Annotated in this window: 12 protein-coding genes; all 12 read right to left on the minus strand. The window is 44.7% G+C overall.

Annotated features, from left to right (window positions below; translation table 11 throughout):
- A partial coding sequence (locus ACWVCM_RS02915; RefSeq protein ID WP_455200208.1) for a hypothetical protein occupies positions 1–2,546 on the minus strand: 2,546 nt, incomplete at its 3' end.
- 12 nt (positions 2,547–2,558) lie between these two features.
- The gene (locus tag ACWVCM_RS02920; RefSeq protein WP_455200209.1) at positions 2,559–3,671 is read right to left on the minus strand and encodes a 6-bladed beta-propeller; all 1,113 of its coding nucleotides are present in this window, start codon (positions 3,669–3,671) and stop codon (positions 2,559–2,561) included.
- Complete coding sequence (locus ACWVCM_RS02925) at positions 3,668–4,654, minus strand: 6-bladed beta-propeller (protein WP_455200210.1); 987 nt, start codon at positions 4,652–4,654, stop codon at positions 3,668–3,670. The genes ACWVCM_RS02920 and ACWVCM_RS02925 overlap by 4 nt, the downstream gene beginning before the upstream one ends.
- A gap of 44 nt (positions 4,655–4,698) precedes the next feature.
- Positions 4,699–5,286 (minus strand): c(7)-type cytochrome triheme domain-containing protein, encoded by a 588-nt coding sequence (locus ACWVCM_RS02930; protein WP_455200211.1) that lies wholly within the window; start codon positions 5,284–5,286, stop codon positions 4,699–4,701.
- A 104-nt stretch (positions 5,287–5,390) separates the two neighbouring features.
- Complete coding sequence (locus ACWVCM_RS02935) at positions 5,391–7,073, minus strand: hypothetical protein (protein ID WP_455200212.1); 1,683 nt, start codon at positions 7,071–7,073, stop codon at positions 5,391–5,393.
- 155 nt (positions 7,074–7,228) lie between these two features.
- Positions 7,229–7,888: a c(7)-type cytochrome triheme domain-containing protein gene (locus ACWVCM_RS02940; RefSeq protein ID WP_455200213.1), complete on the minus strand. Its 660-nt coding sequence runs from the start codon at positions 7,886–7,888 to the stop codon at positions 7,229–7,231.
- Between the two features lie 24 nt (positions 7,889–7,912).
- Entirely contained in the window at positions 7,913–8,329 is a 417-nt protein-coding gene (locus tag ACWVCM_RS02945; protein ID WP_455200214.1) for a c(7)-type cytochrome triheme domain-containing protein, read from the minus strand.
- A 95-nt stretch (positions 8,330–8,424) separates the two neighbouring features.
- Entirely contained in the window at positions 8,425–10,170 is a 1,746-nt protein-coding gene (locus ACWVCM_RS02950) for a hypothetical protein (protein WP_455200215.1), read from the minus strand.
- 298 nt (positions 10,171–10,468) lie between these two features.
- Positions 10,469–11,509, minus strand: a complete 1,041-nt coding sequence (locus ACWVCM_RS02955) for a peptidylprolyl isomerase (protein WP_455200216.1) — start codon at positions 11,507–11,509, stop codon at positions 10,469–10,471.
- A 188-nt stretch (positions 11,510–11,697) separates the two neighbouring features.
- Positions 11,698–12,705, minus strand: a complete 1,008-nt coding sequence (locus tag ACWVCM_RS02960; RefSeq protein ID WP_455200217.1) for a cytochrome c3 family protein — start codon at positions 12,703–12,705, stop codon at positions 11,698–11,700.
- 505 nt (positions 12,706–13,210) lie between these two features.
- Positions 13,211–14,368 carry a 6-bladed beta-propeller gene (locus ACWVCM_RS02965; protein ID WP_455200218.1) on the minus strand — a complete coding sequence of 386 codons (1,158 nt, stop codon included), beginning with the start codon at positions 14,366–14,368 and terminating at the stop codon, positions 13,211–13,213.
- A gap of 201 nt (positions 14,369–14,569) precedes the next feature.
- On the minus strand, positions 14,570–15,100 hold a 531-nt coding region (locus ACWVCM_RS02970), incomplete at its 5' end, for a porin (RefSeq protein WP_455200219.1).

Consider the following 15,100-nt stretch of genomic DNA (forward strand, 5'->3'; position numbering starts at 1 on the left):
CCAGGTGCCTCACCACCCTCAGGGCCAACATCATTCAGGTTAACGAGAAAATTCTTGTTTTTCCAGCCATGGGGGATCGCCACGTGGCACAGGTTACAGCGCCAGGTTGCAACTACTCCGGTATGATATACATGTAGATTGTTGATTGGACCACCCATACAACCGCCGCCACAGGCTGGTGTGGCAAATCCACTTGTCTGGGCAGTAGCACCTCCACCCATGCCACCCATGCCACCGCCAAGACCAGCTTGACCATACTGGTTATATTCATGACACTTAAAACAAAGATGGTTTTCTGAGCCCGCATCACCGGTACCAAGGTTACCCGTACCATCGGTGTCCGTAGTGCGATTACCACTCCATTCACCCTTCAGCAGAAAGTCGTTAATTGATCCGTGAGGCCCCCAGGGAAAACCGTCTTCGTTAGATCCACCACCGGCTTTGGGACGTGGGACAACGCCATCATTGGCAGTATCCGTATCCGAACCATGGCAATCGGTGCAGTACATGGTCTGAGTACCAATAGTCTGGAAAGGTGTTCGCCAGTTCGTCGGATCTGCTCCACCGCGCACTCCGCTGCTGCGACCCGTTTGGCGCATGACGGGATGCCAGGAACGATGATTGTTGGCGGCATAGGCACCAGCCGCTCCAGTGGCAGAACCAGACGTGCCTTCCCCCATATGGTCAGCGGGTGATTGATACTCCATCGCCTGGTTAGTGTAGATGGTCAGGTCATTAGTGCCGGGAGGCGTTCCTCCGGTGAATGTACCCAATTGCGGACGTAACGGCGTAGTACCAAAGTTGTTGTTCTGATCGTTATATCCGTAATTCGAGTGACATTTTAAACATACCTGGTATTCACGTGTGACATGGGGAGCGTTTATCGCCGTGCTGGCACCTATGCCTGGACTACCACGTTTCACGTCAAAACTGACCGGAATAGTCATAAAAGCCGTACCACCATAAACCGGTTCTACACCCCAAATACCACGTAATACACCCGAAGCCAGATTATTGTGTGGCTGGGCATGATTATGGGTACCCGCCGCGTTCGGGACAAACGGATCCATATTAAACTGGCGATTTTTAGTGACTCGGTGCGGATTATGACAATCGGTACATTCGGCATGCCTGTTGGTTAAATTACCACGCCCCATATTGGCTGGATTTTCTATAAAGTCTTTACCTAATCCATTGGGGTCCTGAACATCTGGATTGGGTGAACCAATGTCGTGCATCTCCTGACCTGCTGGCTGGTCGGAATTGGAAATCGGCATATGAGTGCGCATGGTGGTAAAGTCAGTTTTGATGTCAGGCACCTGGAAATTACCAGTACCTTGCCCTATCAATGTGTTCCCATCCGCAGAGTGACAGGCATAACAGGTCTCTTCTATTGCTGGTTGGCCATTACCTGTTTTAATCCGATAGCCTGATGAAGATGTCATGATTCCACCATCCGTACCTTCACGAAGTAATCGGCGCGAACCCTGAACGGTATGCGTATCGTGACAGGCCAGACAAGCACTTTCCCAAACCTGAGTACCGTTGCCAGAGGTAGGAAACTCACGGACTTCAGCTGCAGCGGTTGTATATGTCTCATCAGCAACGTTGGGGTGCGCATGCGCTGACCCTACCCAACCCGCCTTGTCGTGGCATGCCAGGCAAATGATGTCATTGTTCGGGTTAAACTGACCTTCCTGTGGCTGAACTTTCTGGAAACGGTTCAAACGTAGAAACTTGATATTTTCCGTAGGGTCGGTACTACGAATATGCGGATCATGACAGCTGTTACATTGCACCAAACCGCCAGTGTTAGTACCGGCGTCGGGCTCCAGATGTATATATTCAGTACGAGTACGCTGTCCTTGTGTTGGAGGCCAGGGATCAACACTACGCACGATTATATCATCCTCAACATTGGGGAAACGCATTTCACCATCTACCGCGGCCAGGTTGGCATCGTAGCGAACAGATATCGGATGATCGTTGGTGAGATTAGTGCCTAGATTTCTTGTAAATCCTGTGGTTGCACCTTCACCAGGCGCCATGGTTCCACCAGGTCCCGTACCCTGCATCGCGATATCTTCGGTGGTTCCATCCTGATCGGTAAACGTGCCCCAAAGCACATTCACGGCGCCAATCGCCAGGGTGCCGTCATGGCAGGACAAACACAGCTTGGATACGCCATTAGGTTGCTGTAGCGCCTGGGCCTGAAGGTTGGGATTAAGCCCCGGACGACCTGAATCGAGCGATCCACTCACATAGGTTTGGTAATTGGCGTTTGATAACTGTCGATTCCAGAGGGGCCCTACGCTGGTTTCTGCTGCATGTGGCGTATGGCAAAACACGCAGATTTGTTCTTCATCGGTTGCTCTGACAACACGCTGTTGTCCGGTAGGCAAGGTATTAGGATATAACGGAGACGCGGAAAAATTGTGCTTGGTATTTTGAATATCAGCAACGCGACCAGCAAACGCAGACGTTTGCCAGATAACCAGCATGATAGATAATACTGCCCCCGTTACAACAACGCTCTTAACTCGCATGATCACCTTGCTCTATTGTTTTGAAACAGCCCTACGTGCGTAATTTCCGCCCAAGTATTGCAGAATAACAACCCGCCCATTAAACATGTCTGCAATATATATTCTGTCGTTATTATCTGCCCAAATTCCCGAGGGCAGGTAGAACTGTCCAACATCTGTTCCTGTGCCACCAATCGGCAACAAAAACTCCCCGTTAGAGTTATATATTAGCAAATGATCGTGAAATGACTCAATGACATAGACGTTGCCTTCACTATCCGTCGTGACACCCTTCGGTCTGACTAAATTCCCTACAAATAGTCCTCGTTTGCCGAATTCGCTCTTAAATTCGCCAGAATTTGTTAAAATTTGGACCCGCGTATTGAAAGTATCGGTTACATACAGGTTACCATCGCTAAAATGCAGGTGGGTTGGACCGTTGAACTCTCCCGTATTACTACCTCTTTTCCCAAGGACATTAATTAAGCTGCCATTCTCATCAAAAACTTTTATATCGTGAGCATGAGAATCTGAAACATAGATCCTGCCGTTGACTGGATCTCTGGCGATTCCTGTAGGGCGCTTGAACTTATCTTCACCAAATCTGTTGATTGGCTTTCCTGTTTCGTCAAGCTGAATAACCATTCTCAGGTCTGCGTCGACGACGAGGATGGTCTTTTTAGGACCAGGCGTAATCCCCACCGGTGTTGCAAAGTTTGTATTGGGAGTCGCCAGGTGCCATTCGCTTAAGCGGCCCTGAGGCAGGTCAAAAACCATAATCGAATGACGGCTCACATCAGTGACGAACACTCTACCGTTTTCGTCGATTGTGCCTGATTGAGGACGCTGCAACACGAGTGGTACTGGATTTTGCCCCACAATACCCGCTACCCACTTGAAAAAGTCCCCCATGTAATCACCGAAGCTTTTATCATCATCAACGGTTCTAACATTCTGTTCGCCAGTAAGCGTACCAACATAGCGAAATCGAGGAATTTCAGGTGGCGGCGGCCAAATCTTCGCAGTAGATTCTTCAACTTCGTAATCCATGCGATATTCTCTGCTGGCGCAAGCAGTCAGAAACAGGATGCTTGCTAGCAGCAACAATTGCAGTTTTAGCTTTCTGGAATTGGCGATTTTGATCATTGGTTTAACGCCGCTGGTTCGGGAGCCTCAGCACTCATACGTAACACCTGCACCCGCATATTCATACTATCGGCAACATAGAGCAGATCATTATTAATCCACATACTGGTAATCATTCGAAACCGACCTGGCGCAGAACCGGTACCACCAAACACAGACAACAATTCTGCATCCTGATAAATTCGGATTGTATTGTCTGACCTATCTGCGACGTAAACGATTCCATCCTCGTTTACAGCGATTGCGGTGGGAAATATCTGGTGCGATTCTCCAAAAGAGTATTTGTAGTCGCCATTCATCGTAACAACCTGTACTGGCAATTCCAGACGATCCAACACATACAGTCCATCGACGCCAACAGTCATACCCGTGATAGCCCGAAACCTGCCCGGCCCCGTTCCACGTTGACCAATTGCACGAACAGCCTTACCGAACTTGTTAAATACAAGCACATGACTATATGAACCATCCGCAACGAGCACTTCGCCGGTAATTTCATCAACCAAGATATCCATAGGCCGTGACAGGTTGGCAAGGTCTTGAATAACCTCTAACACGTTTCCTTGCTCATCAAAATGGAAGACCTGTTTACCCATGGAGTCTACAACGTAAAATGTCTGGTCTCGAGCAACATAGATATTTCCGGGTTCACCGACAAATTGAGCGCCCACATTACCAATAGGCTGGATAGTGCTAGTTACCAAATCATAACGAAACACGATACGCAATCCTGCATCGACGATGTAGAGGTAATTATTAACGCCGCCAACAGCAACAGGATTCATTAAGCGAATCTCCTGATCCGGACCAACCATCAGGCGTCTAAAAGCGCCAGTGAAGCCTGCTTCGTTCTGTCGTCCACCTTTGATAATTGAATCAAACGCAAGAAATTTGGATTTAGCGCCACTACGTCCTGAGCCGGCCGACCCAGAAGTAACTTCTTCTAGTTTGTTTTCCGTAGCAATTCGCTCTAACTCAGCCATTGAGCAGCCGAGCAATAGAAATGGTAGATATATTAGAAAAACGGTTAGCGTAAACCGACGCTTTCGCGCGAAACACTGTGGCATCGATTACACTCCAGGGGAGGAAAAGCAACTTTACCATGGCAAACACCACAATATTCACCCTCTATAATTGCCGCCATAGTGACAAAATTACCACCACGCTGAGGGAGGAAAATGGCAGGATGACAGTTTTTACAGGTCAACCATTTCGTATGCGGCAAATGCGGGAATCTTACATAAGGCATAGATGCGGTGTTTTTAAAGATTACATCAAAGTCTACCGAATGCATTTTTTCATTTCCGGTTAGCCCAGTCCGCGGCTGAATCATTCCACTATTAAGTGTCTCAACCCAATTTACAATGCCACGAGCATCACGGGGGAAGTCTTTCATTGCTTCCGCGGGGGGCTGCAGGGTCTTTACTGCATCATTGTGAGGATCATGTATGCCATCCTTATCGATAGCTATAACATCACCGTGTAATTGAAAATGCCCACCACCTTCTTCGGCAACAACAGAACCCACTGCCACACACAACGCAAACAGCATGACTCCAATACCAGATTTTATATACAAGTGTCTCGCCATAATAAAAGATGAATCCTTGCGCATCGCCACCAAACCCTAATACTCTACTGTTAATTGATTTGATCTCAACCTGTTAAATATCCAAATCCGCGAATCTTGATCCCAAGCTATTCGGCGGCCAAACAATTCTATTGCGTTACACCGATCATACGCAGAGCGCGACGCACATCCTTAGTCGCATCCTGAAGCATAGCGATCGCCGTTGGATAATCACCCGATTTAGCTTTATTCACTGCGCGGTCTCGTAAATCCTGCCCCTTCTTTAGAAAAGATTCCATCAATTTTTTCGCACCTTCAGCAGGCTTTTTCTGTTCCACAGCGATCGGAATCAGTTCCTCATATCCAGCGAATCGTTTTAATTCGTAATCGTACTCTTCTTCCGCCGTTTCAAAATTTAGATCGTAAACGATGGTTTGATTGTTTAACATTTTGTGTAAGGCAACCGTTATCATACGCTGGGCTTTTTCCAAATCCTGATTTGCTTTCAGGTAGTCGCCTTGCTTTGCGCTCTTCGTAGCGGATGCCTTAAGTTTCTCTACTTCATTTTTATCATAATCAACCGCAGCATCTTTCCCTTGCTTCTTGGCAATCCTATCGTAACTATCCTTGTGAGAAGCCTCAAAATCCTTGATTGAAACCTGCAATTCCTCGTGTCGTACTTTCATATGTTCCAATGCACTTTCATTGGGAACAAGTTTGATTGATTTCTTTAACAAAACAATGGCGTTGTCGGCTTGTTTGTATGCCTCTTCATTTTTACCTGTCTTCAGGTTTTCTCTGGCCAAATTCAAATCAGTCTCCGCTTTTTTATGAAGATCTATCGCGCCACTGATATTACTTTTTAAAACAGCCTGACTGTTTTTTGACTTTAACAACATATCTGCAAACATGATTTTCTGGTTCGCATCAGCTTTTGTAAATTGCTTGTTTGCTGTTGCCGCAACCGAGGCAGTCGTTGCAGCTGTTTTCTTTACAATCTCAACCGTCTGACCCGGGTTTACTATGTGAATCTTTCCACCCATATAAGGATGATTGCGGCAGGAGTAAAACAACACATCAGGGGTCTTATCATCTGGTTTAATGGTTATAGTTCCTTTATAGGTGAATTGCCCTTCAATTCCGTGTGAGTATGGTGTACTGCCCCAACCGATTTCCTTTAGTGAAATATATACGTCGTGCATTGGATCCGTGGCCACATCAATGCGATATGTTTTCCCACGTTCCAGAACAATTTCCTTACCTTGCTCGTTGTTTACAACAAACCCCATCGCATGTCCTTTGCCAAAATGAGGGTGAGATTGATCTTTTTTGCCGGCTGTTATAACGAAATGATCAGGACCGGTTGATACGGGAACTGTAGCTGCGGCTGCCGCGTCAGCTGCTGGCGCAGACTCCGCTTCCTTAACCACTTCTTCTACAGGTGCAGCCTCAGTGACTTGAGGTTCCGCTTTATCTTCTACAGGGGCCTCAGGAGTTGGTTCCGCAATTGGCTCAATCTTCAACTCTTCATCTTGATCAGGCTTGCCAGGAATTACTTCAACGACTGGTTCTTCCTTAACTTCAGGGGCAGGTTCTGCCATTTTTTCCGTTTCAGTTTTCGCCTGCTCTACATCCGAAGGTTTTACAGCCTCGGCTTGAGCGGCCATTTCACCAGGCTTTTCTGCATCTATTGTTTCTTTCTCCACACTGGTGCTACACCCAGCCAGGGATACGAACGAAACAATTAAAACGATAATTGATAATTTGATTGCTACTCTATTCATCACTTGCTGCTCAACACTACAGATTTGGAAGAAATTTCTATGTCTCATAAGCTTTCTATTAACTATGCAAGTTTATTACCTTATTAAGGGAAATGTGGACCTGCATATAAACAAAACGGCGCGTAGTATCTGGGAACCACGCGCCGTATATGCTCTATCTCACGTATGGGCCCGCAAGCCCTGACTAATATCTAATATAACTATTAACGCCAGGGTGTTTTCAGACTCGCTTCACTTTGAGGTGGCTTCCAATCTTTCGGCTTAGCTTTTGAATGACATAGCTTGCACGACTTTGTTGTGATTGGAAACGAAACCTTGCCATGACAAACGCCACACTTCTGACCTAGCAAGATAGCCGACATGTTAATCACGTTAGCATTACGTTGCGGTATGAAAATTTTCGGGTGGCAATTGGAACAATGCAGCCACTGCGTATGCGGTTTATGTGGAAAAACCACGTCCGGCACCGATGCTTTTACTTCACGAACGATATCAAGATCCATCACCAGAGGCTCGACTTTAGGGTCAAAGCGGTCATACCTTGGCTTCAATAAACCGTCGTTTAGCGATTTCACCCAATCCACATAGTTGCCGTATTCGGAACCTGGTAATCCTTCGTAGGCAATTAATGGTGGTTGCAGCACATGCGTACCATCATTGGCTAAATCGTGAATACCATCCTCAGCTGGAGGAGCATTTTTCATTTTCTCTTTTTTCAGCAAACGGTTAAAAATATTTGCTGAGCTAACAGTTCCTGTTTTTTTCTTGGCATCTTTCTTATCCGCAGCGAATGTTTCTGTCCCCACAAACATAACCACCAGGAGGAGCGCCATTACTATTAAACTAAATTTTTTAATATTCATTGTTGTTCTCCCTCTCTTTCGCCTTTATTTTTGCACTTGCTCTTTGCCTTCAAGCGCTTTATACGTAGGAGCGACGAGACGTTGAACGGTACTACCATGTATCGAGGTAGGTGTACCTGGAACGCCTGAGTGGCACATACCGCAGTTCTCTACCGACCATGAAATTTCACCATTGTGGCAAGCCCCGCAGAATTGACCATCAATAATTTTCGCCATAGTAATTTTGTTGCCGCCTGCCTTGAATTTAAATCCCAGGTCGGCATGGCAAACTTTGCAACGAAAGCGAATTCGATGATACCAATGTGGAAACACCACGGGACGCATTCCCGCAGCATCTGCATAATTATTAATCACTACATCAGCGTATTCTGCTTTTGCCGATTGCGGCAAGATAAGTACTGCAACTACGCCGAGCAGCCCTATAAGTGCGGATCTAAACATAGAGCCCTCCTCCCTATTTTTTTAATATCGTCAATTACTTTCCGCGATTTCTGGTTATATTTTGTTGTTCGAAGACCGAACTATACTACACGAACTCAAAAAGCTCGAGTAATTGAAAATGTGAGTGATTCCGTAGTGGTTCCCCCCTGGGTGGTCATTATACGGAAAGTTACGTTAGTAGTCAGCAGACCAATGCGATAATCAAACCTATTTTCAGATTCCAGCGTTTCCTGCGCACTAACCTCTTCATCCTCAAATCGCTTATTGTATGTCCACTTGGAGCTAAATCTTAGCGGATAAATGCCAAAAGTTCGAGAATTTGTATAGGTTATATTTGCTGAAAGAGTCATTGGCTGGCTCGGCGTATCTGTTTCCGGAATATCCTGCTTAGTGGCCTGAAATGTCGCTGTAGCAGACAAAGCACTCACGCGTGATAAGGCGTTACGTTGGGTGAATTGCCACAGTAACTGCTGGAACGTCGTATCCGTGATACCCCATGATCGGGTGTCGGAAAACGCTATTGATGAAAAAGTACCCGAGCTAATACCTCGTCGACTCCAGCCTAAACTGAGACCATTCCCTAATCCATAGCTAGGATCATCAAGTTCCGAGCTTTTGCTGGCATTACCATTTTGGGTAAATGCAAAATTCATTGTTGAAGTTCGGCCAATAGTAAAAGGGCGGCTAAAGTTTTGACCTAAACTCACTGAATAATTCTGAATGCTTTCCGTGGTATCGTTTAAACTTGACGTGGAATTACTTAAACCAGCAGCGCCGTTCCAGTTCCAGTTAAATCGACCCACAAAGTATTGTTGCGAATTATAACTTCCATTTGCACTTAGCGTGCTAAACACTGATTGCTGAGAGTCCGTCTCAGTGGCACTGGCAGACGCTTGCGCTATAAAACGTAACGAACGTGAAGCACGATAGCTGGCACCAATATTAGTTGCCAGGTTATTTGTTTTACTGCCCCCACCGCTTTCAGAAGCAGATACTCTGGCTCCTCCATTTAATGTATAAGGTCGATCAATGGGTCGCCAGGAAAAGTTACTGTTAGCCTGTACGTTTTGAAACAGTCCGCGGTTATCGGCTACCCCAGCATCGTTTCGCGTGTAATTCGCTAGAGATGTGACCTGTAATTCAGTGCCCGGAGCATAGTTGTGTCTCGCCTCCAGTAGGCCACTGGATGGCTCTAAATCCGAAGTGGATCTCTCGGACATTGAATAGTTAGCCGTCGCATAAAACCTGTGATGTCGTTTCCTGGCGCGAAAGCTGGCACTAAAATTATCACTACTTGAGTCTGATCTATCGGATTCAAAAGAATTGTGGTCATACGATAAACGAGCGACATAACCACTTACGCCATAATAGGTCTGACTCATGAACAGGCGGTAATTTATATAGTGATCATCTGCCTGAAATGATGCTGCAGTATTTTCCAATCGGCTATCCGTTCGGCTTAGAGACATGATAAACGGAAAACGACTTTGTGGAAAAACAGTAAACTGTATATTGCCGGAATAAGTGGTTGTGGAGGTTCCACTGGTGCTGGTATTGGAATTACTTTCAGCAATCCCGAAACTCAATCCAAATCCCAGCGTGACAAACCAGGGCTGCCATATGAAACCTGTCCCTGAAATATTGGCAGTGAGCGATGAGTTTTCTGATTCAGCTTCATTTGATTTTAAATAACTGTAGGTATAACCAAGGCTGCCGCTATAAGCCATAGGAATCATTGGCAATGCAAATGAAAATTTGGAATACAGCAGGATTAATAGAATAATTACCGAGCAGCCGAATGGCTTGACGATATTTAGTGTTGTATTAGTTTTGACGGGCATAGCAATTCATTAACGACCGGCACAATCCACTATGATCGAGAGCACAAAGCTCTCTAAACCAATATTAATTAGTTTACCGTATGTGAATCGACTGTTAGACCGACCCCCCCAAAAAAGAAGCTCTATTTCAGAGCAATGTAAAAAGTACTATTTATTTTATTCTTCAATACTAACGCTCAGTCTAAGATAGCTACTACATCCATGCAAATACTTGCCTGAAAATTACCGCTCTTTACAGTCGATTTATAAAGCATTAATCGAATAACAGCTACCTTCTATATAACTAACACACCCATTATTAAGACTGAGGACGTGGACCCGCTGTTGCGCTTTTTACGACATTGTCATTTATATCTATTTTTGCATTCTTACGAAGTGTTAAGATTAAATTTTCCCACGCCTCATCTGCCAATTTCCGTTGTAGCAACTCTGTCGCCCGGGGTTTCACTTTTTCAAATTCGTTAAGTTTTGCTTCTTGAATTCCATTTAACCTGAATACCGCCACTCCCTGTAAAAGCATGACTGGCTCGGAAATCTGTCCAAGCTCCATCGAGTTCAACACGTTTTGTGCGGGCTTGGATAACATTCCTGTATGGATATATCCCATATTGCCACCCTCCACCGCAGATTCATCTCCGGAGTGAATACGCGCCAGTTCCTCGAAATTTTCTCCATCTCGTAGTCGACGCGCAATCTCATCGGCTTGTTCAGCAGCTTCCTGCCAAACTGTGCTTGGTGATGACGGATCGACTTTTAACATAATTATCGAGACGTTCCACTTTTCAGGCGCTGTAAATTGGTCTGCATTTTCTTTGTAATATTCCATCACTGCTTTTTCTGAAGGCGGGGGAATGTTTCGCGTTTTTTGTTCCAGTTGCTCAATAGTATTTTCCAGTTCTATTTTTGGTCTAACAGAAGCAATAATCGCTTCCTTACCCTTTTCCCAGTTTGCTTGCTTCCGATATTTGGCAGTTTCTTTTTCAATTGATTTTTTAACCTGCTCAGGATTGGGTTTGACACCAAGCTTATTAGCCTGCTGCACCAACAATGTTTCATCAATCAGCTTTTGAGCCACACTATCACGAAACTTTTCCAGCTCCTTATCCGTAACTTTTCCATGAAAAAAAGTTTCCCGCACTCCAGTCCTAAACGCTTCCTGAAATTGTTGCGCAGGAATCACTTGATCGTTAACCACGGCAAAATAATCATCTGAAGGTGTATCTGCGGCTTTAACTGCTGTTACAAAAAAGCAAAGCAAAGCTGTAAAACTGAAAATTTTCCTGCACGTCAAGTTAGCTAATAACGAATAAGTAGACTGTGGATAGTTCAACATATGCATGGAGTTTACGAATAATGGTTTATGGTTTTTAAAAAGACATAGCATTATGCATTATAAATGGCAGCTAAAAAACCGGGATATTTAATTGTTAGGCAATTATTTTGCTACAAAAAAAAACTGGTAGCCAAGCATATCAGCTTAGCTACCAGTTTATTGTACTTCTTACAATTACGTGACTTGTCTAGTAATTACTTAATGTGGCAAGTCAAGCAAAGTGCGCTACCACGGTTCGGGCTAACTGCATTTGGGAAATCACCCGATAGTGAAGCCGGAATACCGTTAGATACACGCAAGAATGTTGGATTATCGATATTATGTGGATCGTGACAAGAACCACATTCTACAAATGGCTGTTCGCCACCAGCTACACCGGTTTCTGACTCAAGACGTGTATACAGAATTACGTCCACCCGGTCACGACTGCCGTTATTTAACGACTCGTCATTACGCTCAATCCACCACAAAGTAGTGATTGGCGCTGTAGTTGGAGCAGCCATATTGTTCAAAGTAAAGCTTGTTGGATGTGGATTCGGATTAGCACCTGCTGGAAAGTCCGGGTCATTCGTAGGACCATTCACATTCGTTGTGCTAACACCACCACCAGCATATTGCATACTTACCGGGTGATCATTAGAAAGATCAGTTCCCAGGTTCTGTACAATCGTTGGATCCAATTGACCATTCACCTGATCATCACCCACAAAGTTGGTACCAATACGTGCACCAGCTGGATCATAACCACCTGAACCCGGCGCATTTATCACTGAGTCGATAGCCTGGGTACCATCATGGCAAGACAAACATGCGATAGTCACTGAACCGACAGGCGCCTCAGTCGCATCAAATGTTGAAGTCCCTAGCGATGAATAACGTGTGTAGCTAGTCGGATCACTTAACTGTCTGTTCCAGATAGGCACAGCAGCAGTGTTGTCACCACCGTGAGGTGTATGACAGAAAACACAAATTTCCGCAGTGTCGTTACTGTGGTTAGACGGCTGACCGCCGTTTGGTGTAGTAGTACGTTGGTTAGTAGAACCTAGATTGTGATAAGAATCGAAGATACTACTCATTGGTCCACCGAAACTCGGTGGTGTACCACCTACTGGCGCAGCCAGCGCGGTACTAGATAAAACGACTAACGTTGCACCAGCAATACCGGCACAAATCGCAGTCTTAGTAAAAAGTTTATGGTTCATAATGTAACCCCCTGCCTCTCGCTCTGTGAGATTAACCACCGTTCCTGGGTAGTTATTATTTAAACAAAGATAGTTCACTCAGTAGACGCTTTTGTAACATGTGCCCATCTTTAATGTCAACAAATTATAGGGCTGTAAATTTAATTTTATATCATTTTTGAAATTTTTCATGGTTAATAAATTATTGAGCAAAAACAACTGGATGTTTGTCAATCAACTGGGTAGTAACACAACAAAGTGGCCACTTTATGGCCTTTAATCGGTTTCTGAGCAGAGCCGTTAAAATAACAAAGAACTATAACAAAATGTGAGCAATTCTGACTTAATAATTATCAATTTTAAAGACTACGTACGTAACATCGCAGCTGGATAGTCGGTTATTCGTACGAATAACAAGATCTGTTAATTAAGTGAGAAAATAAAGAGTTAGACAAATACTAAATGTTTTTATGGTATCCATAACATAAGTTACATTCACCGATAATCAAGAAATAAATAGTCTTTACTACTCTGCCGGAGCCGACTTTGCAGATTGTTTGTCATTTGAGGAATTTTTAGAATTACTGGCCTTTGTGCCAGCCACTAGTTGTTGTATTTCCGGTTCCGTTAATTTACGAATAACATCTACCTTATGATGAACCTGATCCACAATATAAACACGATCGGTCTCATCCACTGCAATACCGGCGGGTAGCACAAATTGCCCTGGTTTATCTTCAAGGCCAGGTTCTCCTATAAATAATAATAGTTTCCCATCCTGTGAAAAAATCTGGAAGTTACGAAATGCTCCATCTGAAACATACACATTCCCTTGCGTATCAGTTGCAATACCTCTTGGCCGCGCCAGGTTTCCCAGGTTTCTTCCGACTTTTCCCCACGAACGTAAAAACTCACCCTCCGGTGAAAACGCCTGTATCCTGAAATTTCCCGCATCCAGCACATAGAGTGTTCCATCACTGCCAACTGTGAGCTGATTGGGTAGATTAAATTCTCCTTGATTGGAACCACGACGACCAATCTCATTGAGTTTGTTGCCTTCCTCATCAAACACAATAACTCGATGCCATTCGGAATTAATCCCACCCCCATCTAGCACATAAATTCGATCTCCTTTCTCATTAGCAGCAACGTCGATAGGCCGTTGAAAATACTCTTTGCTCCCAATACTTTTAATGTACATTCCCAAAGGATCAAAAACCTTAACGTCCTGAGCACTAACATCGGCAATGTATGTCCATTGCTTTCCATCCATGCCAACCCCGATAGGCTTTTCCAGGGCGCCTTTCCCTTTTCCATCGCCGCGATGCCCAAAGGCATACACTTTGCGCCTGGGCACATCAAACATTACTGCAATTCGATATACTGAATCGGTTACAACTATCTTTCCATTTCGTGCGGCTACATCATAAGCTTTGGAGAAAAACAACTCATCGGTTTTGTTCTCACCGGTTACCATACTGCGCAACTGACCCGCAGAATCTTTTTCCATGAGCGTGCCACTGGAGCGCAAACTACCTTCATAAACATAGCGAGGCGTCTCGGGCGGTTTTGGCCAATAAATGGCTTCTTGTTGTTTGACAGGCTCGGTTGCACAACCGATGAGAACTGCGAGTGATACAGCCAGCAATGAAAAATAACTAAGAACGGTTCTAAGAATGATCATACATCATATCCAACAAATATCTCCCTCATCACTGATAATAACAAACCCCTGATAAGGAAGGTAGGAAAGAAAGGTATAACGGACAAATTGCAACAAATAGCGCTACATTAAATCAGCTATTTATAGAAGAAAAAGTTCGCACAAAAGAAAACGGGGCCGAAGCCCCGTTTTCTATAACGCTTTAAAAATGCTAAGTCAGACTTAGAATTTTTTCTTCAGACCAATAGAAATTACGTCTTCTTTAGACTTATCATCTGCATCACTCATACGATAACCAAAGAAAGTGCTAGTGGTCTTGCTGAAGTTGTAGTAACCACCTAAAGCAGCGTAGGTCGTATCAGAGTTTGGAGTGGTTGGATCATCAACATCGATCTGACCAACGTTAACTACCCACTTCCATTTACCCATCTTCATGTTCCAGGCAGCATAGATGTAGGTTGGTTTAACTGATTCAAATCCGTCTTCGCTAAACTCTGTGGCTTCATATTGCAACATGAATTTATGCGCACCGAATTTCAACGCACCACCGGCTTTAACGGCACTATAAGCTTCATTCGTACCAGTGTTGAACACATCACCAGTATCTACAGCCGCAACGAAAACTTCCCACTTATCCTGCTTGAACATTGCGTTAACAGAATAGTCACCCATTCCGTCAGCTGCACCATAAGTCACACGCAGGCTGAAGCCACCTTTAGAACCATACTGATAACCGATCTGGTTTTTCAGGAA

The organism is Kaarinaea lacus (assembly GCF_975902315.1).